This window comes from Patulibacter americanus DSM 16676 (assembly GCF_000420025.1).
GTDB lineage: Bacteria > Actinomycetota > Thermoleophilia > Solirubrobacterales > Solirubrobacteraceae > Patulibacter > Patulibacter americanus.
Genome location: NZ_ATUD01000008.1, coordinates 55,485 through 81,325, shown reverse-complemented (window position 1 = coordinate 81,325; position 25,841 = coordinate 55,485). Strand labels below are relative to the sequence as shown.

The 25,841-nt window shown below is 74.4% G+C and carries 24 protein-coding genes; 16 read left to right on the top strand and 8 right to left on the bottom strand.

The genetic code is table 11. The features are described 5' to 3' along the window. Positions 1 to 32: 32 nt before the first annotated feature. The gene (locus F593_RS25340) at positions 33 to 1,454 is read right to left on the bottom strand and encodes a cytochrome P450 (RefSeq protein ID WP_022929377.1); all 1,422 of its coding nucleotides are present in this window, start codon (positions 1,452 to 1,454) and stop codon (positions 33 to 35) included. A gap of 111 nt (positions 1,455 to 1,565) precedes the next feature. On the opposite strand from F593_RS25340, the gene F593_RS25335 reads away from it, so the two are divergent. Then, entirely contained in the window at positions 1,566 to 2,150 is a 585-nt protein-coding gene (locus F593_RS25335; protein WP_022929376.1) for a TetR/AcrR family transcriptional regulator, read from the top strand. A 99-nt stretch (positions 2,151 to 2,249) separates the two neighbouring features. On the opposite strand, the gene F593_RS0113995 is transcribed toward F593_RS25335, so the two are convergent. After that, a complete protein-coding gene (locus F593_RS0113995; protein ID WP_022929375.1) occupies positions 2,250 to 2,972 on the bottom strand; it encodes a hypothetical protein in 723 nt (240 codons plus the stop codon). A 214-nt stretch (positions 2,973 to 3,186) separates the two neighbouring features. Here F593_RS0113995 and F593_RS0113990 point away from each other — a divergent pair, with 214 nt between their 5' ends. Next, positions 3,187 to 4,848, top strand: coding sequence for a peptide chain release factor 3 (locus F593_RS0113990; protein ID WP_022929374.1), 1,662 nt, complete (start codon positions 3,187 to 3,189; stop codon positions 4,846 to 4,848). A 109-nt stretch (positions 4,849 to 4,957) separates the two neighbouring features. Continuing rightward, positions 4,958 to 5,581: a dihydrofolate reductase family protein gene (locus F593_RS25330; RefSeq protein WP_022929373.1), complete on the top strand. Its 624-nt coding sequence runs from the start codon at positions 4,958 to 4,960 to the stop codon at positions 5,579 to 5,581. Positions 5,582 to 5,661: 80 nt separating this feature from the next. Here the strand turns inward: F593_RS25330 and F593_RS0113980 are convergent, their stop codons facing one another. Beyond that, positions 5,662 to 6,252, bottom strand: coding sequence for a TetR/AcrR family transcriptional regulator (locus tag F593_RS0113980; protein ID WP_022929372.1), 591 nt, complete (start codon positions 6,250 to 6,252; stop codon positions 5,662 to 5,664). A 95-nt stretch (positions 6,253 to 6,347) separates the two neighbouring features. On the opposite strand from F593_RS0113980, the gene F593_RS0113975 reads away from it, so the two are divergent. After that, positions 6,348 to 7,097 carry an SDR family NAD(P)-dependent oxidoreductase gene (locus F593_RS0113975; protein WP_022929371.1) on the top strand — a complete coding sequence of 250 codons (750 nt, stop codon included), beginning with the start codon at positions 6,348 to 6,350 and terminating at the stop codon, positions 7,095 to 7,097. A gap of 109 nt (positions 7,098 to 7,206) precedes the next feature. Here F593_RS0113975 and F593_RS0113970 read toward each other — a convergent pair whose 3' ends face one another. After that, the gene (locus F593_RS0113970; protein WP_022929370.1) at positions 7,207 to 7,812 is read right to left on the bottom strand and encodes a TetR/AcrR family transcriptional regulator; all 606 of its coding nucleotides are present in this window, start codon (positions 7,810 to 7,812) and stop codon (positions 7,207 to 7,209) included. A 197-nt stretch (positions 7,813 to 8,009) separates the two neighbouring features. Here F593_RS0113970 and F593_RS0113965 point away from each other — a divergent pair, with 197 nt between their 5' ends. Next, entirely contained in the window at positions 8,010 to 8,996 is a 987-nt protein-coding gene (locus tag F593_RS0113965; RefSeq protein WP_022929369.1) for an aldo/keto reductase, read from the top strand. Between the two features lie 26 nt (positions 8,997 to 9,022). On the opposite strand, the gene F593_RS28475 is transcribed toward F593_RS0113965, so the two are convergent. Next, complete coding sequence (locus F593_RS28475) at positions 9,023 to 10,645, bottom strand: right-handed parallel beta-helix repeat-containing protein (protein WP_022929368.1); 1,623 nt, start codon at positions 10,643 to 10,645, stop codon at positions 9,023 to 9,025. Between the two features lie 95 nt (positions 10,646 to 10,740). After that, positions 10,741 to 11,085, bottom strand: coding sequence for a hypothetical protein (locus F593_RS0113955; protein WP_157251818.1), 345 nt, complete (start codon positions 11,083 to 11,085; stop codon positions 10,741 to 10,743). 95 nt (positions 11,086 to 11,180) lie between these two features. On the opposite strand from F593_RS0113955, the gene F593_RS0113950 reads away from it, so the two are divergent. The 6 genes from F593_RS0113950 to F593_RS0113925 all read left to right on the top strand — a co-directional run bounded on the left by F593_RS0113950 (position 11,181) and on the right by F593_RS0113925 (position 17,651). Further along, a complete protein-coding gene (locus F593_RS0113950; RefSeq protein ID WP_022929366.1) occupies positions 11,181 to 11,801 on the top strand; it encodes an MBL fold metallo-hydrolase in 621 nt (206 codons plus the stop codon). 6 nt (positions 11,802 to 11,807) lie between these two features. Next, positions 11,808 to 12,314 (top strand): hypothetical protein, encoded by a 507-nt coding sequence (locus F593_RS0113945; RefSeq protein ID WP_022929365.1) that lies wholly within the window; start codon positions 11,808 to 11,810, stop codon positions 12,312 to 12,314. Positions 12,315 to 12,432: 118 nt separating this feature from the next. Then, positions 12,433 to 13,038: a dihydrofolate reductase family protein gene (locus tag F593_RS0113940; RefSeq protein ID WP_022929364.1), complete on the top strand. Its 606-nt coding sequence runs from the start codon at positions 12,433 to 12,435 to the stop codon at positions 13,036 to 13,038. 137 nt (positions 13,039 to 13,175) lie between these two features. After that, a complete protein-coding gene (locus F593_RS28470) occupies positions 13,176 to 15,818 on the top strand; it encodes a delta-60 repeat domain-containing protein (RefSeq protein ID WP_022929363.1) in 2,643 nt (880 codons plus the stop codon). Positions 15,819 to 16,009: 191 nt separating this feature from the next. Continuing rightward, on the top strand, positions 16,010 to 17,005 hold the full coding sequence (locus F593_RS0113930) for an AurF N-oxygenase family protein (protein ID WP_022929362.1): 996 nt from the start codon (positions 16,010 to 16,012) through the stop codon (positions 17,003 to 17,005). A gap of 34 nt (positions 17,006 to 17,039) precedes the next feature. Next, positions 17,040 to 17,651 (top strand): TetR/AcrR family transcriptional regulator, encoded by a 612-nt coding sequence (locus tag F593_RS0113925; protein ID WP_022929361.1) that lies wholly within the window; start codon positions 17,040 to 17,042, stop codon positions 17,649 to 17,651. Positions 17,652 to 17,740: 89 nt separating this feature from the next. Here the strand turns inward: F593_RS0113925 and F593_RS0113920 are convergent, their stop codons facing one another. Beyond that, positions 17,741 to 18,988, bottom strand: coding sequence for a PucR family transcriptional regulator (locus tag F593_RS0113920; RefSeq protein ID WP_022929360.1), 1,248 nt, complete (start codon positions 18,986 to 18,988; stop codon positions 17,741 to 17,743). Between the two features lie 90 nt (positions 18,989 to 19,078). On the opposite strand from F593_RS0113920, the gene F593_RS0113915 reads away from it, so the two are divergent. The 3 genes from F593_RS0113915 to F593_RS28465 all read left to right on the top strand — a co-directional run bounded on the left by F593_RS0113915 (position 19,079) and on the right by F593_RS28465 (position 21,567). After that, entirely contained in the window at positions 19,079 to 19,963 is an 885-nt protein-coding gene (locus F593_RS0113915) for a short-chain dehydrogenase/reductase (protein WP_022929359.1), read from the top strand. Then, on the top strand, positions 19,960 to 20,784 hold the full coding sequence (locus tag F593_RS0113910) for a GNAT family N-acetyltransferase (RefSeq protein ID WP_022929358.1): 825 nt from the start codon (positions 19,960 to 19,962) through the stop codon (positions 20,782 to 20,784). The genes F593_RS0113915 and F593_RS0113910 overlap by 4 nt, the downstream gene beginning before the upstream one ends. A gap of 144 nt (positions 20,785 to 20,928) precedes the next feature. Beyond that, complete coding sequence (locus F593_RS28465; protein WP_022929357.1) at positions 20,929 to 21,567, top strand: LURP-one-related/scramblase family protein; 639 nt, start codon at positions 20,929 to 20,931, stop codon at positions 21,565 to 21,567. Here the strand turns inward: F593_RS28465 and F593_RS25310 are convergent. After that, the gene (locus F593_RS25310) at positions 21,564 to 24,293 is read right to left on the bottom strand and encodes an AAA family ATPase (protein WP_022929356.1); all 2,730 of its coding nucleotides are present in this window, start codon (positions 24,291 to 24,293) and stop codon (positions 21,564 to 21,566) included. The two genes, F593_RS28465 and F593_RS25310, sit on opposite strands and share 4 nt — an antisense overlap. Before the next feature lie 152 nt (positions 24,294 to 24,445). On the opposite strand from F593_RS25310, the gene F593_RS0113895 reads away from it, so the two are divergent. Beyond that, complete coding sequence (locus tag F593_RS0113895) at positions 24,446 to 25,300, top strand: alpha/beta fold hydrolase (protein ID WP_022929355.1); 855 nt, start codon at positions 24,446 to 24,448, stop codon at positions 25,298 to 25,300. Continuing rightward, complete coding sequence (locus F593_RS0113890; protein WP_022929354.1) at positions 25,297 to 25,839, top strand: cupin domain-containing protein; 543 nt, start codon at positions 25,297 to 25,299, stop codon at positions 25,837 to 25,839. Before F593_RS0113895 ends, F593_RS0113890 begins: the two co-directional genes overlap by 4 nt. The last annotated feature ends 2 nt before the right edge of the window (positions 25,840 to 25,841 follow it).

Here is a 25,841-nt window from a genome sequence, read left to right as displayed (position 1 = left end):
CTCCCAGCCGTCGACCCTGGGCCCCGATGGCGTCAATGCGCCACCGGGCATCCCGTCGCCGCGGCCGCCCGGCCGTCGGCGGCGTCGGCACCGCCCGCCGTGGACGCCGCGGCCTCGCCGCGAGGATGCTGCCGCCGGCGGACGCTCGCGACCCCTCCACGGGACGGCGCGTACGCGAGCCCGCGGAAGCTCTGACGCTCGGGACGGTCCGTCGTCGGCTCGAGGTCGAAGTGGCGCAGCATGGTACGGAGCACGATGTCGAGCTCGAAGAGCGCGAACGCGGCGCCGAGGCACCGACGACGGCCGCCACCGAAGGGCACCCACGTGTACGTGCCCGGCTTGGCGTCGAGGTACCGCTCGGGGTCGAAGCCCTCGGCGTGCGCGTGGAAGCGGGTGTCGTCGTGGATCGTGGCGAGCGCCGGGAACAGCATCGTGCGGGCGGGGACACTCCACTCCCCCAGCCCGACCGGAACGACGGCCCGCCGGGCCGTGCCGCCGATCACCGTGCGATGGCGCTGCAGCTCGAGGATCGTCGCGGTGCGGTAGGCGGAGGCGTCCGTCGCGGCCTCCTCCTCCAGGCGCTCCAGCACCAGCGGGTGGCGGCGCAGGCGCTCCACGGCGTAGGCCAGCGACGACGCCGTCGTCTCGTGGCCCGCGACCAGCAACGTCAGCAGCTCGTTGGCCACCGCGGCGCGGTCGACGGCGGCGCCGTCGTCCTGCACCGCCTGGAGCATCATCGAGAGCACGTCCGTGCGGTCCCGCAGCTCCGGGTCCACCAGGCGCTCGTCGATGAGGCGGTCGACGATGACGGTGTACCGCGCCCGCATCCGCAGCAGGCGTCCGCCGGGGCTCAGCGGGCCGAAGTTCCGTCGGAGGACGGGAGCGGCCACCATCCGCTGACCGAGAGCGGTGGCCTTCGGCAGCAGCCGTTCGAGCTCGTGGAGCTCCGCTCCCTCGGCCCCGAAGACGGCACGCAGGATCACGCGCAGCGTGATGGTGTTGAACGCCGGCAGCGTGGCGAACTCCTCGCCCTCGGGCCACGACGCCATCGCACGCACCGACTCCTCCTCGATCAGGCCCTCGTACACGCGCATCCGGTCCCCGTGGAAGGCGGGGAGCAGCAGGCGGCGCTCCCGCAGGTGCTCGTCCTCGTCCAGCGTGAAGAGCGAACCGCGACCGAGGACGGCGCCGAGCGGGTTGTCCCCCGCGTGCAGCACCGCCGGGTCCGCGGTGAACACCGCCTTGAGGAGCTCCGGGTGGCACACCACGACGGCCCGGCCGAGGCCCGGCAAGGGGATCGAGAACACGTCGCCGTAGCGGCGCTGCAGGGCCGCGAAGTACGGCCGGCGGGCGAACGCGAACAGGGCGGTGCTGACGGCGGTGGGCAGGCGCGGCCCGCGCGGCGGGTTCGGGGTGGCCCCCGGGGCGAGGGGCGTGACGGACAGCTTGGGCACGGTGGATCTCCGGGGCGGTAACGGCGCGTACCGGCGGGAGGGTAACCGTAAGTACCCGTTCGCGCAACAGCCCCCTCCCCTCCCCTCCCCGCGTTGCGTAGGGTCCCGACCGTGTCGATCGCCCCGAACGCCGCACCGCGCCGCCGGATCCTCGACGGCCTGGCGGCCGCCCTGCAGGAGAAGGGGCTGGCCGGCACCCAGATCGACGACATCGTGCGTCACGCGCGGATGTCGAAGCGCACCTTCTACGCGACGTTCCCGAACAAGGAGTCGGCGTTCGTGGAGCTGATCCGCGAGGTCAGCATCGAGATGTTCGACGACGTCGTCGCCGGCATCGGCGGCCCCGCCCCCTGGGAGGACCAGGTCGCGCGGGGCGTGTCCGCCTACCTCCAGGCGCTCGACGCCAACCCCCTGCTGGTCGCCGCCATCTCGCGGGAGCTGCCCACGCTCGGGCCGCAGGGCCTGGCGCTGCACCGCGAGGCCCTCGACCGCTTCGCGGACCTCTTCGTCGCGACGTCGGCCGAGCTCGGGCGGCGTGGGGCGGCGGTGCGTCCCGTCCCCCGCCCCACCGCCGTCCTGTTGGTGGCCGGCGTCGCGGAGCTCGTGACCCGCTCCGCGCTGGACGGGGAGCAGCTGGAGCGGCTCGCGCCGGTCGTGATCGACGCCATCGTGGCCCTCGGCCGCCCGGCGCCGTAGGCGCTCGCGCCCGCGCGACCCGCCGGGACTGGCTCCGTCGTCTCCTGGGCCGCTGACGCAGGCCCGTCCGCCCGGCCCGGGGCGGGCCGGGGCGGTCGTCTACGGGGTGCGGACAGTCAGGGTCCGCAGTGCGCTGTACCCGTTGGTGTGGTCGGCGTGCTGCGCGATCTTGGTGCGGTAGACCCCGGTGCTGCGGACCCGCAGCCGTCGGCTGTACGTCGAACGCGACGTGCCGGCGTCACGCAGCTGGGCCCTGGCGACGGTGCGGAACACGCCGTCGGTCCCGCGCCGCTGGATCAGCGCGCTGCGGCCGTCGTGTGCCGGCGCCACGGCGCCGGAGAACCGGACGAGGGCACCGCGCGCCGGCGTCGAGTCCGACACGCTCAGCCGGACGGCCGGCCGGACGTTCACCCGCTTCACCGGGCTGGTGACCGTCGGCGACGCCATCGCGACGGCGTGGTAGAGCGCGTTGACCGTCGGTCGCACCGACACGGACCAGGTGCCGTTCGCGGCCGTCGTGGTGGTCCTCGCGGTCGGGACGAACGCATCGCCGAACGGCGCGGTCGTGTCCTGCTCGATCCGGACCACCACGCCAGGGGCCTTCGCGCCCGACAGCTTGCCGGAGAGGACCGTGGACGCGCCGAACACGACGTTCGTGGGCGCCGCGTCGATCGACAGGGCCGGAGCGCCGTTGGGCGTCGGCGGCTTGGGCGGCTTCGCGGCGACCGCGGGCCCCGCGAGCAGCAGCGGAGCGAGCGCGCCGATCGATCCGAACGTGGCTGCCAGGACGGCCGGGCGCGAGTTCCTGCGGGCAGTGTTCATGGAGACTCCTTCGCCGCCCACTCGGCGGACATCGGCGGCGCCGGGAGATCCGGCGCCTTACTCCTACAACGCCCCGGACACGCGAACGTCAGGCATCACATCGTCCGCACCGGCCTGGGTCATGGACCTCTGCCGGCCGAGAGGCGGAGGTCGGCCACTCCGAGCGATCATCAGGCTGGTGAGGAAAACGCCCCGCCTTCGTTAAGGTCAAACGATGGCCGATATCTCCGCCTCGGCCCCCGCTGCATCGAACGGCGGCGCCAGGCCGACGGCCGCAGCGTCCGCCGAACTCCTGCGCGAGGCCGGGCGCCGGCGGACGTTCGCGATCATCTCCCACCCCGACGCCGGCAAGACGACGCTGACGGAGAAGCTGCTGCTGTACGGCGGCGCGGTCCACGAGGCCGGCGCGGTGAAGGCCCGCGCCGGCGGACGCAACGCGACGTCGGACTGGATGCAGATCGAACGCGACCGCGGCATCTCCGTCAGCTCGACGGTCCTGCGGTTCGCCGTGGGCGACGTGGTCGTCAACCTGCTGGACACCCCCGGCCACCAGGACTTCTCCGAGGACACGCTGCGGGTCCTGGCCGCCGCGGACTGCGCGGTGATGGTGATCGACGCCGCGAAGGGCATCGAGCAGCAGACCCGGCGGCTCTTCCAGGTGGCCCGGGCCCGGCGGATCCCGATCATCACGTTCGTCAACAAGTGCGACCGCCCCGGCGTGAGCCCCCTCCAGCTGGTGGATCACATCGAGAAGGAGCTCGGGCTGCGGGCCACCCCGGTGACCTGGCCCGTGGGCACAGGCGAGGAGTTCTGCGGCGTCATCGACCGACGTGACGAGTCGTTCCACCGCTTCACGCGCACGGCGCGCGGTTCGAAGGTCGTCGACGACGAGGTCGTGGCGGCCGACGACGCCGGCCTCGAGGACGATCCCCGGTGGGCGACGGCCCGCGAGGAGGTCGAGCTCCTGGACGCCGTGGAGGCCGACCACGACCCGGCGACCTTCGAGGCGGGGACCTCGACGCCCCTGTTCTTCGGATCGGCGGTCTGGAACTTCGGGGTCGACGCGCTGCTCCAGGCGCTGCAGGAGATTGCGCCCCCGCCCACGGCCCGGCCGACGACGGAGGACGTCGTCCGGCCGCTCGAGGCGCCGTTCTCCGGGTTCGTCTGCAAGGTGCAGGCCAACACCGACCCCCGACATCGCGACCGGATCGCGTACGTCCGCATCTGCTCGGGGCGCTTCGAACGGGGACTGAAGGTGCTGAACAGCCGGACGGGTCGGCCGTTCACGATGCACCACGCCCATGCGGTGTTCGCCCGCGAGCGCCAGGACCTGCCCGAGGCCTGGCCGGGCGACGTGATCGGCGTCGTCGGCGCGTTGGACCTCCGCGTCGGGGACACGCTCCACGCCGGCTCGGCGCGCGTCGCGTTCCCGCCCATCCCGACGATCCCCCCCGAGCGCTTCGCCTCGGCGAACAACCTCGACGCGCGCCGGCACAAGCAGTTCCGCAGCGGTCTGCAGCAGCTCGACGAGGAGGGTGTCGTTCGCCTGCTGCAGCGCGGCGGCATCCAGGACCCCCGTCCCGTCCTGGGCGGCGTCGGGGCGCTGCAGTTCGAGGTCGTGGTGCAGCGGATGCGGGACGAGTTCGGCGCCGAGATCCGTCTGGATCCCCTCCCCTGGTCCGTCGCGCGCCTCATCGACCTCGAGGACGCCAAGATCGTCGAGGGCGACGGAGCCGGCGTCGCGCTCTTCGGCGCCGACGGCGCGGTCTTCGCGGTCTTCACCGAGAGCTTCCAGCTCCGCCGCTTCGCCAAGCGCCACCCCGACGTCCAGCTGCGCGAGCTCGTGAACACCGCCTCCGACGTCCTCGCGGGCTGATCGACATCGCGGCCGCGGAACGCCGCGACGAACACGAGACGCAGCACGCAGCGATGAGTTCGCGCCGGCGGCCCGGTCCCGGACGCATCACTCAGAGAGGGAGCTGCTGATGGCGAAGAGCGTGCTGTACATGTCGATGTCGCTCGACGGGTTCGTCGCGGGCCCGGACGGGACGAACGACGACGGTCTCGGGGACGGCGGTGAGCGCCTTCACCGGTGGCTCATGGAGTCGACGGCGAACGAGCGTGGTCTACCGGGGCGTCCGTCCGGCACCAACGGCGAGGTGTGGGACGCGTTCATGGCCACGGGTGCGGTCGTCGCCGGGCGCGGGACGTTCGAGCCCGCAGGCGGCTGGGGCGGTGATCACCACGACGGTGTGCCGATCTTCGTCCTGACCCGCGACCCGGAGAGGCACCAGCCGCACGCGAAGCCGCGGGTCACGTTCGTCGCCGAGGTGGCCGAGGCGATGGAGCGCGCGAAGGACGCCGCCGGCGACCGAGACGTGCTCGTCCACGGCGTCGGGGTCACGCGGCTCGCCCTGGCGGCCGGCGTGCTCGACGAGCTCCACATCCACCTGGTCCCCGTGCTGCTGGGCGAGGGGCGGCGCCTCTTCGAGCACCTCGGGCCCGGGCGTGTCGAGCTCGAGCGCCTCGACACGCGGGAGGGCGAGGACGGGGTCACGCACCTGCGCTACGCGGTGACGACCCGGCATCGGATGCGCGACGCCGGCTGAGCCCGCACGCGTCGATCCTCATCGAGAGGGCCGGCTCGTGACGTGCCCCGCCGCGAGCCGCCGTGTGGTCGGACGGACCGTCAGCGCCCCGGCGCCGCCAGCATCGCCATCGCAGCGTCCACCGCCGACCGCAGCGCCTCCGCCGGGTGCCCCGCCCGCCCGAGCGTCTCGATGCCCCGCAGCACCGAGAGCAGCAGCGCGCCCGTGGCGGCCGGATCCAGGTCGGCGCGGACGTCGCCCGCCGCCTGAGCGCTGCGGACGCATGCGGTGAGTGCCCGCTCGTACGTCGCGTAGAAGTCGCCGGCGATCCGGGCGACGTCGACGTCCTCCCCCGCGAGCTCGGCGGTGCCCTTCGCCAGCAGGCACCCGCGCTGCGGCCCGTCGGAGTCGGGGACCTTCGTTCGCAGGTGGTGCTCGAGGCGTCCGCGTGCGCCCGCGTCGTCGCCGGCGAGCTCCCGTTCGATCGCCCCCGCGTTGTCGTCGCAGTACTGGGCGAAGGCCCGCAGGAACACGCCGTGCTTGTCGCCGAACGCGCCGTACAGGCTGCTGCGGCTCAGGCCGGTCGCCGCCGTCAGGTGCTGCACCGAGGTCGCGGCGTAGCCGTGGTCGTGGAAGACCTCGCGGGCCTGTCGGGTGACCTGGGGCTCGTCGAAGGTCCGGGGGCGCGCCATGGAGAGAGCGTACTCGTTCTGGACCGAACGTTCCGCTATGCTCCCGCCTCCGGTTCTGGACCGGACGTTCCGTAACGACGTATCGAGGAGTTCTCATGACGCAGGTTCTGGCAGGGAAGGTCGCCGTGATCACGGGCGGCACCAGCGGCATCGGCCTGGCGATCGCCCAGCGCTACGCCGCCGAGGGTGCGCGCGTGTTCATCACCGGCCGCCGGCAGGAGGCCCTCGACGCCGCGGTCGCGCAGATCGACGGAGAGGTGACCGGGGTGCGGGCCGACGCCGCCAGCGCCACCGACGCCGAGGCGCTCTACGCCGTCGTCCGCGAGGCGGCCGGGCGGATCGACATCGTGGTCGCCAACGCCGGCGGCGGTTCGTTCGCCCCGCTCGGCGAGATCACCGAGCAGCAGTACCGCGACACGTTCGACTCCAACGTCCTGGGCACGCTGCTCACCGTGCAGGGCGCGCTCCCGCTGCTCGTGGACGGCGCGTCGATCGTGCTGCTGAGCTCGACGACGTCGGCCCTCGGGGGCGCGTCGTTCAGCGTCTACGCCGCGTCGAAGGCCGCGATCCGCAACTTCGCCCGCTCCTGGGCGCTGGACCTGAAGGACCGGGGCATCCGGGTCAACGCCCTCGCCCCCGGCTCGACGCGCACGCCGGGGATCCTCGGGCTCGTGCCGGAGGATCAGGGTCAGGGCCTCCTCGACAGCTTCGCCGCGCAGGTCCCGCTGGGTCGTGTCGCGGATCCGTCCGAGATCGCCGGCGCGGCGCTCTTCCTCGCGTCGCCGGACGCGAGCTACGTCAACGGCATCGAGCTGTTCGCGGACGGCGGGCTCGCGCAGGTCTGAGGCGCTCGGCTGCGGTGGTCCCGTCCGACGGGCCCTGCGTCGGGCGCGTGCCGCCCGCGGAGCCCCGGCGTCGTGGCGGGCGGGCGAGCCGGCAGCCCGTGCCGGAGCCCTACGGTCCCCAGGTGCGCAGCGCCATGTCGACGACGTCGTCGAGCTGCTCGCCCCGGAGGCCGCCGGCAGCCTGTACGGCGATGCCGAACGCCATCGTCATGGTGAATCGCGCGAGCCGGCCGGGGTCGGCGTCGTGTGGGAGGTCGCCCTCGGTGATCGCCCGCCGGAACCGCTCCTCGAGCTGGCGGTTCGTGTCGTTGCGCCAGCCGGCGAGGAGGTCGCGCGCCGGGCGGCCTCCGTCGCCCGACGCCAGGGCGCCCTGGACGCTGAGGCATCCGGCCGGATCGCCCGGCGATGTCGTCGTCCCGACCGCACCGCGGAGAAACGCCTCGGCCACGGCTCGTGCGGTCGGCTCCTCGAGGGCGAGCTTCGCGTAGTGGCCCGGGCCTTCCGCGTAGCGCTGCACGGCTCGGCGGAAGAGCTGCTCCTTGTTCCCGAAGGCCGCGTACATGCTCGGCTTCGTGATCCCCATCGCGGTGGTCAGGTCGACGAGGCTCGCTCCTTCGTACCCGCGCTCCCAGAAGACCCGCATCGCGCGCTCGAGCGCGTCGTCGACGTCGAACTCCCGAGGCCGTCCGATGACGGCGTTTCGAGCGTCGCTCATCCCTCGATGGTACTCCCGGCGTCGACGCTGCCGGGGCCCCCGGGGTGGTCGGCCCTCCCCTCGGGGGCGCCGATGGGCGGGCGCCGCTCGAGGGCGCCGGAGGGGCCTGCTAGCGTTCTGTACCGATCGGAATGGAACTGCACGCCTCCGGGCGTCCGCGCCACCCGCAACCACGCGAAGCAAGGAACGGCACGATGATGAGGACCAGTTCGCTCGGAGCCCTGCGGGTCTCCCGCATCGGCCTCGGGGCCATGGGGATGTCGGCGTTCTACACGGGCGCCGGCCGCGGTGACGCGGAGTCCATCCGCACCATCCATCACGCCCTCGACCTCGGGGTCACCCACGTCGACACGGCCGAGGTCTACGGCCCGTACGCGAACGAGGAGCTCGTCGGTCGCGCCCTGAAGGGGCGACGGGACGGGGTCGTCGTGGCGACGAAGTTCGGCCTCGTCTCGCACACGGGCCGCCCGGGCCTCGACAGCACGCCGGCCAACGTCCGCGCGGCGCTCGAGGGATCCCTCACCCGGCTGGGGACCGACCACGTCGACCTCCTCTACCAGCACCGGGTGGACCCCGACACGCCGATCGAGGAGACCGTCGGGGCCCTGGCCGACCTGGTGGCCGAGGGGAAGGTGCGCCACATCGGGCTGTCCGAGGCGAGCCCCGCGACCATCAGGCGTGCGCATGCGGTGCACCCGGTCGCCGCGCTCCAGACGGAGTATTCGCTGTGGACCCGCGATCCCGAGGCCGAGATCCTGCCGGTGCTCCGCGAGCTGGGGATCGGCCTGGTGCCGTACTCGCCGCTCGGTCACGGGTTCCTCACCGGCGGCATCCGCTCGTTGGACGGTCTCGACGCCGACGACTGGCGACGCACCAACCCCCGCTTCACCGGCGGCAACCTGGAGCGCAACCTCCGCATCGTCGACGAGGTCCGGGCCGTCGCGGAGGAGGTCGGCGCGACGCTCGCCCAGGTCGCATTGGCCTGGCTGCTGGCCCAGGGGGGCGACGTCGCCCCGATCCCGGGCACGACGCGGGTCGCCCGGGTGACGGAGAACACCGCGGCTGACGGCGTCGCGCTCACCGGCGACCAGGTCGCCCGGCTGAACCGCCTCACCCCCGCGTCGGGCGAGCGGTTCGACGAGGGCAACATGGCCGCCATCGACCGCTCGGGCGACGGTGCGTAGCGGCCGCCCGCTCCGCGTCGGCGACGTCAGCCCGCGCTGACGTTGCGCTTCGTGCGTCCCAGGACGATCTTGGAGGAGCGCTTCACGACGGTGTCGGTCCCGGTCGGCCGGAACCGGATCGTGAGTGCGACGGCGACGCGTCCGCGACCCCGCAACGCCGCGCGGCCCTTCGCCGTCGGACGCAGCACGAGCACGACCCGGCCGGCGCGCTTCGCCGACACCGATCCGCGGCCGTAGGTGACGGTCTTCCGCTTGCCCCCGGTCGCGCGGAGGGACGCCGTCGCGCTGAGGGCTCCGGGGTCCGAGACGCGAAGCGTCAGCGCGACCGTCCCGTTGCGTCGCGCCCGGCGCGAGAGCACGCGGACGGCGGACGCCGGGGCGGCCTCGGTGGCCCCGGCCCCGCTCGGCCCGCCAGCCGCGGCCCCGCCGCCGGCCGGGGACGTCGTCGCCGGGGCACCGGGCGCGGCGGGGAGGGCGGCCGGCGGCGGCGCGGGTGCGCCCCACTCGAACGCGCCCGCGTCGGGCGCGGGACCGACGACGGGACGCGGCTGCACCCCGAGGTCGTAGACGTACTGCTGTGTCGGCAGATCGGCCCCGATGCCGGCGGTGCCGGCGTCGCGGCACGGCGACGCCTGCTGCAGGCGGTGGTCGAACGCCGCGCGGTTCACGAACCGGGGGTCGGCGACCAGGCAGTTCGACGCGAGCTGCGCCGTCGTCTGGTTCACGAACGTCGCCTGTCCCACCGCGATGTTGTTGACCACGGAGGCCGGGCTCGTGACGGACGAGCCGACGGCGATGGCGGTGCCGCCCCGTGGACGGTCGTCGACGAAGGTGTTGTTGACGACGCTGAGCCGGGAGTCCGGGTTGCGCGCGCCCTCCGCCCCGTAGGAGAGCATGCCGCTGTTGCTGGTGTTCGGCCCCTGCTGGATGACGTTGCCGACCACGCGGGTCCGCCCGCCGTTGGGGATGTCGACCTCGTACGAGCTGGTCGAGCCCTCGCCCGTCAACCGGTTGTAGAAGAGGTCGTTGACGGTGGCGCGGGACTTCACGAGGTGCCCGGCTCTGGCGCCGCGCGAGGAGCTGTGGCGCATGGTGAAGCTGCGCGCGCCGCTGATGTAGATGTTGTGCGAGTAGCCGTCCCCCGCCCCGTTGTTCGCGAACGCCGAGCCCTCCACCACGACGTCGGTCTCGGCGCTGCCGCCGACGAGGATCCCGTTCTGGTTGTCGTGGAAGTAGACGCCGCTGAGCGTCAGGTCGCCGTCGCCCTCCAGGCGGATCGCGGCGCCGTTCTTGTCGGTCACGGCGGCCCCGGAGAGCTCGACGTTGCGCACCACGGTGTTCGGGCCGGCGAGGACCCAGATCGCCTTGCCGCCGCTGCTGCGGCCGGCGGCGTCGACCCGTGCGCGGCCGCCCACCCCCTCGATCGTGAGGTTCGCCACGGTGCTGCGGCAGACATCGCCGTCGTAGCTCCCGTTTCCGGCCGCATCGATCTGCACCGTGTCGCCCGGTGCTGCGGCGGCGATCGCCTGGCAGGGTTTGGCGTACGGATGCCCCGGGCCGACGAGGCGCGTGGTGGCGGCAGAGGCCGGGGCGGCCGCAAGCCCGGCGAACGCCACCACGGTGACGGTGATCGAGGCGAGACGGGACATCGGCTCAGCGTAGTCGCCGTTCCGTGCACCGACGCCCGCTCGGCGCCAACGGTGCCCCGATCAGGGGCCTACCCGGCGGTACGCGCTGGCACCCGTCACTTGATCACCAGCATGCCGTCGTCCCCGATCTGCTCGATCGCCGCCGCGACGGAGCCCGTCAGGAAGAGCACGAACGCGACCGCCGCTGCGGTGAGCACGTGGATGCTCAGCCAGGACACCCCTTCACCGGGCCGACGGAGGCTGAACAGCGCGACCAGCCCGAGCCCCAGCACGAACGGCGCCGTCGCGGCGAGGAAGTCGTAGGTCGGGAGCGGGCCACACCCGCCGAGCGTTCCGCCGCACCACCCGCGGCGATCGACGCGAAACGGGAAGAACACGGCAGCCAGCGCGACGACGTACCCGAGGAACAGCCACACGGGGAGACGGCGCACACGCAACACGACGCCAGCATAGGGGTCCTCGTTGGCTGCCCCGTGAGGGGGCTCCCGGCGCGGGGTGATGAGTTCTCGGACCACCGACCGTCTCAACCCGCACGATGCCCGCCCCCGCCCCCATCACGATCACCCCGATCTTCGTCGCCGACCTCCTCGCCGGGGGGAAGCGGATGCCGGTCTACGCGCACGTCATCGACCATCCGGATGCGCGCGTGCTCGTCGACACCGGGATCAAGGAGCTGCACCCGGCCGCCGCCGACCTGGATCCGCGCATCCGGCCCCTGAGCACGCAGGACTTCGACGTCGGCGCGGTCGACATCGTCGTCAACACCCACCTGCACTTCGACCACTGCGGCGAGAATCACCTCTTCGCCGGCAAGCCGATCTACGTCCAGCGCCGCGAGCTCGAGGATGCCCGCGCCGACGGCTACACGATCCCCGAGTGGGTCGACGCTCCCGGCGTGACGTACGAGGCGCTCGACGGCGAGCACGAGCTGCTCCCCGGGCTTCGGCTCGTCCCGGCACCCGGGCACTCGGACGGCATGCAGGTCGTGGTCGTCGAGACCGGCAGGCGGCCGATCGTCGTCGGCGGCGACGTGGCGGTGTGGTTCGGCGAGCTGGACGAGCCGAGCACCGAGGGGCAGCTGCTCGTGCGCGCGCTCGAGCCCGAGCTCGTCTGGCTCACGCACGAGCACGAGCCGTGGCGGCCCCCTACCGTCTGAGGAATCGTGCGCCCGTTCCTCGGCCTCGTCGGGTACCAGCCGCGGCACCTCGCGTCGGTCGACGAGCTCACCGGCGCGGATCGCGCGCGGCTCCGCGGCCTGGTGGGTACGGCGTTCCCGACGGTCTGGGCCGTGTGGGACACCGACGACGACGCGCGGTTCGCCGACGCGCCCGTCGTCCTCGACCGGGGAGCCGGCCCTGGCGGGCGGCTGGAGCTCGCCGCCTTCAAGACCGAGCTCTGCGTGTCGTGCGACAGCATCGATCTCGCGGCGCCGATCGACTGGTACGGCACGGGGCTGGACCTGCGATGGCGCAGCGGCGTCCTGCCCGAGGCCGAGCGCCTGCGGGACCGGACGATCACTGGCGTCTCGCTCATCGCGTTCGACGGCGACCTCGTCGGGTTCGCGTTCGAGGCCGGGACGGAACGCGTCGAGCTCTTCAACGCGCTGGACGAGCTCGGCATCCGCGCGACGCGCGGTGCGGCCCCGGGGCTCGGCTACCTCCCCGCGTGACCCCAGCCCCCACGACGATCCGCGTCGCCCCGGGACGCGTGTGGCTAGGCGGCGGCCGTCCGCCCCGAGTAGGTTCACGGGGCACGTGCACGGCGCACACACGCTCGAGAGGCCACGGATGACGGACACCACCTGCCACATGTCGATCTCGCTCGACGGCTTCGTCGCCGGGCCGGAGCAGAGCGCCGAGCACCCGCTGGGCAAGCGGGGGCACGACGTCCACGCCTGGCACCTGGGCGACGAGCGCGCCAACGAGGCCGACGCGACCGCGGTGAGCTGGCTCATGCGTCCGCGCGGCGCCTACGTCATGGGTCGCAACATGTTCGGGCCGATCCGCGGCGCGTGGGACGAGGACTGGCGCGGCTGGTGGGGGCCCGAGCCGCCGTACCACGCGCCCGTCTTCGTCCTCACCCACCACGCCCGCGAGCCGCTCGAGCTGGAGGGCGGAACGACGTTCCACTTCGTCACGGACGGCTTCGACGCGGCCTACACGCAGGCCGTGAAGGCGGCCGGCGACCGCGGGGTCGACATCGCGGGCGGCGCCTCCACCGTGCGGCAGGCGCTCGTCGCCGGGGTCGTGGACGAGTTCTCGCTCGACATCGCCCCCGTCCTCCTCGGGTCCGGGGAGCGGCTGTTCGACGGGGTCGAGACGTTCGGGTTCGAGCCCGTCGAGGTCCTGCACTCGCCGCTGGCGACCCACGTCCGGTACCGCCGGGCGGCCTGAGGGCGAGCCGGGGGCGGACCGCCGGGACGATCGGGGCGGCGGCGTCGAACGCCTGGGAATCGCCGGCGCGTCGCAGTAGGCTGCGCCGCGTGTGTGGACACCGTTCCGGGTCAAGACTGCTGGGCACCCTTCGGTGGGTGGCGCTCTGGGTCGTGGTGCTCGCTGCGGGCGGCGGGCTGCTGACGGCACCTGCCGCCCACGCCGACCTGGCACCCGGCGCCTGGGGCGCCGACACGGGACTGGCCATCGCCACGGACGCCGAGGCGGCCTACGTGCGCGCGAAGTCGCCCTACGAGGTTCGGCGTGGCACGGGCGGCCTGGCGCGCGTCGCGCGGGAAGGCGGCGCGCCGAGCGCGGCCCCCTTCCCCACCGTCGCCGGCACGGTGAAGGTGATCGAGTCCGACGGTGCCGGCGGCTGGATCGTCGGGGGCACGTTTCGCTACGTCGGCGGCGTTCGGCGCCACAACCTGGCGCGCATCCTGTCCGACGGTCGCGTCGACCCCGGGTTCGCCCCCTCCGTACCGCCGGTGGTCGCCCTCGCCCGGGCCGGCACGACGGTGTACGTGAGCGCGGGACGGGACGAGGGCTCCGAGCCGATCGCCGCCTACGACCTGGCCAACGGCCAGGCGCTCCCCGGGTGGAGCCCCCGCCTCGAAGGGGTGGCGTGGGACCTCGCGGTCGCCGGCGACGAGCTCTACGCGGCCGGCGATCTCTCGACGGCAGGGTCGGACGATGACCGCAGCGTCCTGCAGCTCGACCCGCGCACCGGGGCCCGAACGGCCTGGGACAGCGGCGCTCGCGGGAGGGCCGACAACCTCGCCGTCTCTGCGACGACCGTCTACGCCGAAGGAGGCTCCGTCCTGACCGACCCCGTCACGGGTGACCCGATCCACCTCGCCGCGTTCGACCGCGCGACGGGTCGGCGCACGGTGTGGGCGCCGGACGTCTCATCCGTGTCGTCCCTCGCCGTCGCCGGAGACACGGTCTACCTCGGCGGCGCCCGATCGGCCGACGACGGCTCGACGCCCGCCGTCTCCGCGGTCGACGCCGTGTCCGGGGCGGCGACGGACTGGGCCCCGGGGATCACAGGCACTGCGCGCACGATCCGCGTCCAGGACGACCGCGTGGTGATCGGCGGACGCCTGGCGCGCGCGGGAGAGGGGGAGCACCGCGGGGCGTTCGCCGTCTCGCGAACGACCGGTGAGGTCCTGGACTGGGATCCGCAGACCCGCGGCGAGGTCGAGGACATCGCGCTGGCGGGCACCGACGTCGTGGTCGGCGGCCGGTTCGCGGCGCTCGCCGTTCCGCTGCCGGACGTCGGCGGCATCCTCCGCGTGCTGCCCGACGGCACGCTCGACACCGACTGGCGTTCGCCGCCGATGCTGAGCGTCGCGGGCAGCTCCGACGTCACGGCGATGGAGGTCGCAGGAGACACCCTCTACGCCGCCGGTGGGGAGTGGGTCGTCGGAGGCCGGCGGGCGAGCGGCATCGCCGCGTTCGACCGGCGCACCGGTGCGCGTCGGGACTTCGACGCCCGGGTCGCCGGGCCGGTCGACGCCGTGGTGCCCCACGGCGATCGGCTGTACATCACCGGCTTCTTCGGGTCCGTGGCAGGCGTGGAGCGCAACAGGGTCGCTGCGGTCGACCGGCACACGGGGGAGCTCCTGCCCTGGGACCCCGCCGCGAACGGGGCGCCGAAGACCGCGATCTCCGACGGCCGACGCCTGTACGTCGGGGGGAGGTTCGACTGGATCGCGGGAACGGCGCGCCCCGGCGTCGCGGCGTTCGACCTCGCCACGGGCGCGCTCGACCCGACGTTCGCACCGACGCACGTGCGGGACGTGCGGACGCTCGCGCCGTTCGGCGATCGGCTCTACGTCTCCGGCACGATCGCGGACTATCCCGCGCCCAACGACTACCGGGGCCTGGTCGCGCTGGACACGAAGGACGGGTCGGTGCTGCCGTGGCTGCCCGACGTGGAGGGCGGGCAGGGAGAGATCGTGCCCGGGGCCGACACCGTGTGGATCGCGGGAGCGTTCTCCCGGGTCGACGGCGTGGACCGCCGTGGCCTGGCCGCGCTCGACGCGAAGACGGGCCGTCTGCGGCTCGAGCCGGACACCGACCTGGCCGACAACCCGACCGAGAGCGGTCCGTACGCCCTGCGGAGCTTCGGCGGACGCCTCGTGATCGGCGGCCAGTTCACAGGGGTGGGCGACAGGCCGACCGGCGGCGTCGCGTTCGTCGACGCGGACCTCGGCGTGCCGCCGCCGCCCGACACGACCCCGCCGGCTGACACGGGCGTCCCCCCGGCAGCCGGCGATCCGCCGCCGGGCGGGGCCGACACGGGGAACCCGGGGTCGACCGGCCCACCGTTGGGCGCGCCGTTCCCCGCCTCCCCCGCGCCCCCGTCCGTCGGAGCTCGCCCCGGGGCTTCGCCGTCCGCGCCACGGTCGACGGTGCTCCGCCAGCTGACTCGAGCCGCCGCGCGAGCCCTCCGCGGCCGCGGCTTGGCGCGGCGCAACGGCCCCGTGCGCACCGGGACCCTGCCGGCGGGCACCGTGCGGGTGTCCGTCCGCTCCGTGGGGAGCCGGCGGTCGATGATCGCTTCGGGCAGCGCGCGACGGTCGAGCACCGGGCGCTACGCCGTGCGGCTGCGGACGACGACCGGCGGCTGGCGCGCGCTGCGGCGCGGGCCGGTGCGCGCCTCCGTGACGGTCACCCACGTCGGGACGACGTCGGTGGTCACCCGCGTGGCCTCGACGGCGACGCTCGGCCGGTAGCGGCGGCGCGGCTCGTCACGGGCACCCGCGCCGCCCGGCCCGTGCGGCCGGACCGTGCGCCCGGACGGGCCGCGCCACCCGTGCTCCCACGACGGGCCCTATGTACACCGATGCACATAACGGCTAGGCTATGTGCAGTGCTGTACATAGCGGCGGTCCGACGTCCGTCGCGCGATCCCCGAGGAGCACCCATGGCCCCCGCGACCACCAGCAAGAACGACCGATCCGCGGCCTACGAAGCGATGCTGTCGACCCTGTCGGAGGGCTCGGTGCACGTGCACTTCGACCCGTACGAGGACATCGCGTGGGACGCCCCCGAGCTCGCGATCGACCAGGCTGACCCGCGGTGGGTGCTCTCCCCCACGGTCGATCCCCTCGGCGCGACGGCGTGGTACCGGCAGCTGCCGCTCGAGCGGCAGGTCGAGATCGGCAAGGCCCGCCTGATGAACACCATGAAGGTCGGGGCGGCCTTCGAGAGCATGCTCATCCGCGGGCTCATGCAGTACGCCGTCGCCCTGCCGCACCGCTCGCCGGAGTTCCGCTACTGCCTCCACGAGATGACGGAGGAGTGCAACCACATCCAGATGTTCATGGAGCTCGTCAACCGGGTCGACGTCGAGACGCCCGGCATGCGGAAGCGGCTGCGGCGCGCGTCGCCCTACATCGGCGGGCTCCTGGCCTTCCGTCCCGTGCTCCTCATGGTCGCCATCCTGGCCGGCGAGGAGCCGATCGACCACTACCAGAAGGCGATCCTGCGGGAAGGGGGCGACGTGCCGCCCGCGGTGCTGCGCACGATGGAGATCCACGTGGCCGAGGAGGCCCGCCACATCTCGTTCGCCGACGAGTTCCTCAAGCTGCGGGTCCCCCGCCTGCGGCGCGGCCAGCGGCTGGCGCTCTCCGTGCTCTTCCCCGTCGTCATGCGCCTGGGGGTCGACGAGATCATGATCCCGCCGCGGTCGCTGGCCAGGCGCCTGGGGATCCCGCCCGAGGTGCTCGCCGAGGCGTTCTGGGACGGCCCCGCATCCCAGCGGATCCTGCGCTCGTACTTCGCCGAGATGCGCGCGCTCGCGACCGAGGTCGGGCTCATGAACCGGATCAGCCGGCGCGCGTGGCGCCTCTGCGGCATCGACGGCGAGCCGGCGCTCTACCGCGGCGAGCCGGACAGGAGTGCCGAGGTCCTCGCCTGACGTCGTCCGCGGCGGCTGTGGCAAGCTGCCGCGCATGGGGAGCGAGACACGGCGCATGGCGCCGGAGGCACGCAGGGCGCAGCTGCTCGACGTGCTCGCCGATCTCGTGCTCGCCGAGGGCTACGAGGCGGTGTCGATCGACCGCGTCGCCCGCGAGGGTCGGGTCGCGCGCACCGTCGTCTACGCCCAGTTCGGCAACCTGCAGGGTCTGCTCGAGGCCCTGCTCGAGCGCACGCAGCGGCGGGCGGTGGAGCAGGTCCAGGCGATCGTCGTCCTCGCGGAGGCTCCCTCCCCCGAGGACATCGACGGGCTGATCGTCGACGCGGTGCGCACCTTCGGGCAGATCGTGCTCGACGACCCGCGGACGTGGCGCCTGGCGCTGCTGCCCGCGGACGGCGCTCCGGCGATCCTGCGCGAGCGCACCGAGGCCGCCCGCGGCGCGATCCGGGCGATCGTGCAGCCCGTCGTCGCGTGGCTGCTGACGCAGCGCGGTGCGCCGAGCGGCATCGACGAGGAGCTCGCCGCCCACGCGATCGTGGCGCTCGGCGAGGACGGCGCGAAGCTGACGATGAGCGATCCCGTCGCCTACCCGCCGGAGCGGATGGCGGAGTTCGCGCGGTCGCTCCTGCGGGCGTTCGGGCGCTGACGGCCATCGGCCCGAGGGGCCCGTGGCCCGCTCGATGGTTGGGCTCCGACCCAGCCGGTTCCGGCCGCCCCCGGCGTGGGCCACCCCGGTCAGCGCTGCGCCCGGCCCGGCCCCAGCCACCGCTGCAGCTCGAGCGCCAGCGCGACCTCCAGCCGCCGCTCGCCGGGCGCGAAGCCCAGCACCTCGGTGGCGCGGGCCACGCGCTGGAGCACCGTGTTGCGGTGCAGGAACAGGCGGGCGGCCGTGCGCGGCGCGTGCTCGGCCTCGTCGAGGAACACCCGCAGCGTCTCGCGTAGGCGCGCGCTGGCGGGATCGTCCGCGGCGAGCGGGCCGAGTGTGGCGTGGACGAAGGCCTCGGCGCGGCCCCGGTCCTGCCCCGCGAGGACCGTGACGGCGAGCTCGTCGTGGTGGACGAGGCGCCCGTCGGCCGGCGCATCGGCCAGCAGCGCGTGCACGGCCACCGCCGCCTCGTGGCTGGCCCGGAACCCGGCCGCGCCGGGCAGGCTCGGGCCGACGGCGGCGCGGACGTCCGGGTGGGCGGCGGCGAACGCGTCGCGCAGCGCGTCCGGGTCCGGCACGGCGTCCGTGCCGAGCCACGCCCACGTCGTGGTGGTCCCGACGGGCAGCGTCAGCGGGCGCCGTGCGCCTGCCGCCCGGCCGAGCAACGCGGCGACGGGCTCCAGCGCCGTCGAGGCGGCCGCGTCCGACGTCCACAGCACCACGGCCGTGTGCCTTCGGGCGAGCTCGTAGCCCAGCCGGGCGCTGACGGTCGGCGCGTCGACCGGGGCGCCGTCGAGCAGCAGGCCGACCGTCTGGGCCCGACGGCGCTGCGCCCCGCCGGCCACCTCCTCCTCGGCCGAGCGGACCTCCTCGAGCACCCGGTCCAGCACGAGGTCGACGAAGCGGAACAGCAGGTCGAGCGAGACCTCGAGCACGCGCACGAGCTCCGGCCCGGGCGGGACCACGCGGTAGGCGCGCTCCATCCAGGCGCCCCACGCGACGCGTTGGCCGGAGCGGTAGGCGTGGAGGATCGCGTCGACCTCGAGGCCGCGGCGGACGATCGTGCGCGCCACGTCGAGCGCCTCGGGCGGTACGTGGGCCGGGCCGGGCTCCTCCCCCCGCCGGATCACGGCGAGCCAGCGCACGAGGTTCCCGCGGTGGCTTGCGTGCACGTCGGCGAGGATGGCGGGATCGCGGCCCAGGACCGGGACGAGCTCGACGGCGGCGGCGTCCATCGCGTCCGTCACCGCGTCGAGGTCCGCCTCGAGCTCGGCGGCGATGCGCTCCAGCAGCGGGGCCAGCGGCGGCTCCGGGCCGGTCCCGGGACGGGTGGTCATGACCTGAGTGTGCCAGCAGCCATCGGCACGCGTCGGTGTCGGTCCGCCGCACATGGTGGCGGCGGTCCCACGGCCGTACTGTCGAGCGACATGAGCACCCCCTCCTCACTCCCGCTCGGAGACGACGTCGCCTTGATCACCGGTGCCGGCAGCGGCATCGGCCTCGCCACGGCTCGGGCCCTGCACGCCCGCGGGGCCGCCGTCGTCCTCGTCGACCGCGACGCCGACGCCGTCAACGCCGCGGTCTGCGACCTGGGCCACCGCGCAGCCCCCGTGACCGCCGACGTCACCGACCCCGACGGCATGCGCGAGGCCGTCGACGTGGCGTTGCGCGCCTTCGGCCGGTTGACGATCGTCGTGGCCAACGCGGGCATCGCGCCGCCGCCCGCGACGATCCGCACCCTCGACCCCGACGTCTTCGAGCGCGTCATCGAGGTCAACCTGCTCGGCGTGGTCCGCACGGTGCAGGCGGCGCTGGAGCCGATCATCGAGGCCGGCGGCCGCATCGTCATCAACGCGTCGACCTACGCGTTCGTCACCGGGACCCTCGTCGCGCCGTACGCCGTGGCCAAGTCCGCGCTGGAGCAGTACGGCCGCACCCTGCGCGTCGAGCTCGCCCAGCACGACGTCGACGTGTCCGTCGCGTACTTCGGCTTCGTCGACACGCCGATGGAGCGCGCGACGTTCGGCGGCTCGCTGGCGCAGCGGCTCCTGGCCACCCACCCGCGGTTCGTCAGCCACCGCATCGCGCCCGAGCAGGCCGCCGAGGCGCTCGTCACCGGTATCGAGCGCGGCGACGCGCGCATCTACGCGCCGCGCAAGTGGCGGTCCCTCGATCCGGTCATGCGGGTCCTCGGGCCCGCCCTCGACCGCCGGGCGATCCGGGACGCTGCCACGCAGGCCGTGCTGCGCGACGTCGAACGGGAGTCCGCGCCGGGACCCTCGGCCCCGACCCTCGAGGAGGTGGCCGCATGACGGTCGACGTCGCCGCCCCCCGCGCCGCCGTCGCCGAGCGGGCCGAGGCCGAGTCGATGTTCCGGGTCAACGCCGGGGTGACCGCCGCCGTGCGGGGGCGCCTGGGCACCGCGGCCCTGCGGCTGCGCGGCGGCGTCGCCGTCGGGGTGCGCGAGGATCCGACGGGCTACTGGAACAAGGCGCTGGGGTTCGGCTTCGACGAGCCGGTCACCCACGAGCTGCTCGACGAGCTCGTCGCCTTCTACGCCGCGCAGGGCACGGGCGCCACGCTCCAGCTCGCGCCGTCCGTCCTGCCCGAGGACTGGGACGAGCTGGCCGAGGCCTACGGGATCACCCACGACACGACGTGGATCAAGCTGGCCGGTCCCGTCGACGCCGCGCCGCCGGCCCGCACCGAGCTGTGCGTGGGAACGGTCTACGAGTGCCAGCTCAGCGAGTGGGCGTCCGTGCTGCTGCGCGGCTTCGGCATGCCGGAGGACCCGCTCGTCGCGATGCTCCGCTCGGGCATCCGTCAGCCCGGGTTCGTCCCCGTCGCCGCCTGGGACGGATCCGAGATGGTCGCCGCCGCGGGGCTGCTGCTCGACGGTCCCGCCGCCCACTTCTTCGGCGCCGCGACGCTGCCCGAGCACCACGGGCGCGGAGCCCAGGGGGCGCTGCAGGCGTTCCGCGCCCAGAAGGCCCGGGAGGCGGGCTGCCGCTGGCTCGTCGCCGAGACGGGCAAGCCGGCGCCGGGTGCGCCGCGGACCTCACTGGACAACCTGCTGCGCACGGGACTCGTGCCGCTGTACGAGCGCGAGAACTGGACGCTCCCGACGCCGTGAGCTGACGGGCCGCCATCACCGACGCCCGCACCCGTGTTGCGCGCGCCGCCGCCGCCCGAGCGTCGCCCGGACGGCATCGTCGAACCCACCGATCCCGCTACGGCATCGCCCGGACGCCCGATCGGTCCGAGAGAGGAGCACCACATGGCAACCGCCACCGCCCCCGACGCCGTCCCGACGGCGCTCACCACCACCGACCGGTTCCTCGTCCAGCAGGTCTTCCGGCCGGTGGCCAACCAGTACCGGATCAGCGTGCCCGCGTCCGGGACCGCCGAGGAGGGCGAGCCGCTGCTCTTCGTGAAGCAGAAGGTCGCGAAGATCAAGGAGGACATCCGCTTCCGGACCGACGACGGCGACGGCCCCGAGCTGTTCCGGATCGCGTCGAAGACCGTCTTCGAGTTCCGGGGCCGCCACGACGTCCTCGACGCGGGCGGCCAGGTCATCGGGACGATCGAGAAGGAGTTCGCCCGGTCGCTCCTGCGCAGCCGCTGGATCGTGCGCGACGCGCAGGGAGCGGAGCTCTTCGCGGCTCGGGAGACGAGCCGGCCGATCGCGTTCATCCGCCGCCTCGGTGACCTCGTGCCGGAGGCGTTCGGCCTGCTGCACTTCCTGCCGTTCGACTTCACGCTCCTGCGCGGCGAGGACGAGGTCGCCCGCTACCGGCGGGTCCTTCCGAAGCTGCGCGACCGCTACGTGCTGGAGCTCGGGCCCGGCCTGGCGGACGTCGACCGGCGCCTGCTGCTGGCCTTCGCGATCGCGCTCGACGCGCTGCAGGACCGCTAGGCGGGGACCGGTGCCGTCCCCGGCTCGTCGGTTGCCAGGAGCGGGTGGCCCCGCAGCTGCCGGCGCGAGGTGATGTCGAGCTTGCGGAAGACGCCGCGCAGGTGCGCGTCGATCGTCCGCGGGCTCAGGAACAGCTCGGCGGCGACCTCCTTCGACGTCGCCCCCGTCGCGACCAGCCGGGCGATGTGGCGCTCCTGCGGCGTGAGGTCGTCGACGGCGTCGGGCGTCCGCGAGCGGGCCCGCTCGCCCGTCGCCAGGAGCTCCCGCCGGGCCCGCTCGGCGAAGCCGGCCGCCCCGATCGCGGTGAGCCGGTCGAACGCGCGGCGCAGCTGCACCCGCGCCTCGGCCCGCCGCGCGCTGCGGCGCAGCCACTCGCCGTAGAGCAGCTCGGCGCGGCCGAGCTCCGTCGGCATGCCGCCGCGTTCGAACTGCTCCAGCGCCCCGGCGAAGAGTGCCTCGGCCCCGGCGCGGTCGGCGAGGAGTGCGCCGCACACGCTCTCGGTGCCCCGCGCCCACGGGGTGTCGAGCACCCGCGTCCGCTCGGCCAGGCCGGCGAACGCGCTCCTGCCCCGGTCGGGCTCGCCGGCCCGGACGGCCGCCTCGACGAGCTCGCGGACCCGCATCCCCTCGAGACTGAAGTCCAGCGGCGTCGCCGCCCGCTCCGCCGCGACGAGCGCCCCGGCGGGATCCGAACGCCCGTTGAGCAGGACCGCGGTGGCGTAGTGCGCGAACGCGCAGAGGAACCCCTCGCCGCGGCCCTCCGCGTCGCGCAGCGATGCGTCGACGAGCGACCGCGTCCGCTCGGCATCGCCGCGGAGGGCCGCGACGTGCATGTTCTGGTACCGCAGCCGGGCGATCCCGATCGCGTCGGCGAGCACGTCACTCTCGGCCAGCAGCGTCTCCGCGTCGCGGAAGCGTCCCCGGTGCAGCAGCGCGCCGGCGAGCGGCGACAGGGCGTGCGGGAGGAACGTCAGCGCGCCGGTCGCCCGCAACCGAGCGACCTGGTCCGTGAGGATCGACTCGTAGGCGTCGAGGTCGCAGAGCTCGATGGCGACGAGGCACGCGAGGGTGGGACGGCCCGTCCAGACGGCGCCGTCGGGGTCGGCGAGCGCGCGCCCCAGCAGCAGCCCGCCCTCGGCGTAGCGCCCGGTCAACCAGAGCGCCAGGCCGTCGAGCAGGGCGTCGAGCGCCGTCGGCGGCACGGCCGCGGGCGGCGCGTCCAGGGCGGTGGCGGCCACCTCGTCGAGCCCCTCGCCGAGCGGTCCGGCGGCCACGCCGGCGAGCACGGCGTCGATGTGCGCCTCGCGGGCCGCGACGGGATCGAGCGGCGCGAGCTGACGGGCGGCGCGTCGCAGCAGGGCCGGCGCGTCGCCGCCCCGTCGCTGCCCGAACGCGATCAGGCCGAGCAGCATGTCGGCGCGCGCCCCGAGCAGGTCGGGAACTCCGGCACGGTCGATCGATCCGACGAGCCGGCCCGCGTCGTCCGGGGCGCCGGCCTCGAGCTTCGCGGCGGCGGCCTCCAGGGCCCGCTCCCCGCGCATCGTCGCGTCCGGCGTCAGCGCCGCGGCGCGCTCGAGGAAGGCCGCGGCGGCGGCGGTCCCGCCACGCCCCCGGGCCCGCTCGGCGGAGCGCACCAGCTGGGCGGCGACCGTCTCGTCGTGACCCGTGGTCGCCTGGGCCCGGTGCCAGATCCGGCGGTCGGGGTCGGTGGTCGCATCCGTCGCCGCGGCCAGTGCGGCGTGCGCGTCACGGCGGTCGGCCGCCGGCGCGGCTTGATAGATCGCCGACCGGGCCAGCGGATGCGGGAACTCCACCTTCTCGCCGAGGGTCAGCAGGCCGGATCCCTCGGCCGGCGCGGCGTCGTCGACGGTCACGCCGAGCTGCTCCGCCGCGCGCCACAGGAGCGCCGGGTCGCCCAGCGGCTCGGCGGCCGCGAGCAGCAGCAGGCGGCGAGTGGCGTCCGGCAGGCCGTCGGCGCGGGCCCGGAAGAGCGCCTGCGCCGGCTGCTCACGCGGGGCGACGACGAACCCGCCGTCGAAGCGGGCCGAGACGTCGCCCGCCGCGAGCTCGCGCAGGACGAGCGGGTTGCCGCGGGCCTCGGCGACGACGCGGTCCACGACCCGCTCGTCCATCGGGGCGTGGAACAGGCTCGAGAGCAGGGCGCGGGCGTCCTCGTCGGGCAGCCCCGTGACCTCGAGCGCCGGCAGCGCCTGCAGCTGCGCGGGCACGTGCGGCTCGCGCACCCCGAACACGACGGCCGCGCGGTCGCTCCCGATGCGCCGGGCGGCGAACGCCACCGCCTGGGCGGAGTCGCGGTCGAGCCACTGCGCGTCGTCGATCACGCAGAGGACGGGGATCTCGTCCGCCACGTCGGAGAGCAGCGCCAGCAGCGCCATCCCGATCATCAGCGGATCGGCCGTCGCACCCGAGGCCAGCCCGAACGCCGCCTCGAGCGCGTCCCGCTGCGGCCACGGGAGCCGGTCGCGGCGGTCCAGGAGCGGGGCGCACAGGGCGTGCAGGCCGGCGTAGGCGAGGTCCATCTCGAACTCCGCGCCCGTCGCGCGCAGCACGCGGAAGCCCGACGCCCGGTCGAGCGTCCACCGCAGGAGCGCGGTCTTGCCGACGCCCGCCGCACCGCGGACCACGAGGGCCTGCCCCTGACCGCCGCGCGCCCGGTCGAGGACGCCGGCCAAGAGGCCCATCTCGCGGTCGCGTGCCAGCAGCATGCGGCGATCCTACGGTCGAACGCGTCGGCCTAGGTGGTCGGCGGCGCGGTGCTCGCGGTTAGGCGATCGCCACCGAGGCGACCCCGAGCCCTGGACGAGAGGGTGTTCCCAACCGCTGCACCACCGCAGCGGACCACCCCGAGGAGCACACCATGAGCCGTATCGCCGTTGGCACCGAGCAGTCCGCCCCCATCGAGATCCACGTCGAGGACCAGGGCGCCGGGCAGCCCGTCGTCCTCATCCACGGCTTCCCGCTCAGCGGCCGGTCGTGGGAGAAGCAGACGATCGCGCTGCTCGACGCGGGCTACCGCGTCATCACCTACGACCGCCGCGGCTTCGGCCAGTCCAGCCAGCCGACCACGGGTTACGACTACGACACCTTCGCCGCCGATCTCGACCGGCTCATGACGGAGCTCGACCTGCGCGACGTCATCCTCGTCGGCTTCTCCATGGGCACGGGCGAGGTCACCCGCTACCTGGGCCGCTACGGCTCCGAGCGCGTCAGCCGCGCCGTGCTCATGGGCGTCGTCCCGCCGTTCCTGAAGCAGACCGACGACAACCCCGAGGGCCTGCAGGCCGAGGCCGTCGGCGGCATCGTCGAGGCGATCAAGGAGGACCGCCTCGCCTACCTGACCGCGTTCTTCCAGGACTTCTACAACCTGGACGAGCTGCTCGGCACCCGCATCAGCGAGGAGGTCGTGCGCGACAGCTGGAACGTCGCGGCCAGCGCCGGTGCGGTCGCCACGTACTCGTGCCCGCCCACTTGGATCACGGACTTCCGCGACGACCTGCCCAAGATCGATGTGCCCACGCTCGTCGTCCACGGCGACGCGGACCGCATCCTGCCAATCGGTGCCACGGCCCGCCGTCTCCCGGCGCTGATCGCCGACTGCGAGCTCGTCGAGATCCCGGGCGCCCCGCACGGCCTGCTCTGGACGCACGGCGCCGAGGTCAACCAGGCGCTCCTGCAGTTCCTCGGCCACGACGTCGCCGCCCCGGTCCGATGACCGGCGCCACGACCCCGGCGGCGGACCGGGCCGCGATCCCCGCCGACGACGGCGTGCGCCCGCTCGCGTTCGCGGCTCCCGACGATCCGGCCCTGCGCACCGTCGCGATCTCCGGGGGGACCTACACGATCCTCCTGTCGGGCAGCGACACCGCGGGACGGTTCGCCGTCATGGACATGGTCGTCCCCGCACAGGCCGGGCCGCCGCCGCACCGCCACGACTTCGAGGAGACCTTCCACCTGCTGGAGGGCACCCTCGAGGTCACGGTCCGCGGGGAGACCAAGGTGCTCTGCGCCGGGGAGACGGCGAACGTCCCGGCCAACGCCCTGCACGCGTTCCGCAACCCGAACGACGCCACGGTCCGCATGCTGTGCATCGTCGCCCCGGCGGGCCTGGAGGAGTTCTTCGCCGAGGTCGGCGAGCTCCTGCCGTCGCGCACCGCGACGCCGCGCGAGCTCACGCCGGACGAGCGGGCCGCCCAGCTGCGCCATGGCGCCGAGCTGTCGGCCCGGTACGGCGTCGACATCTCGGGCACCTGAGG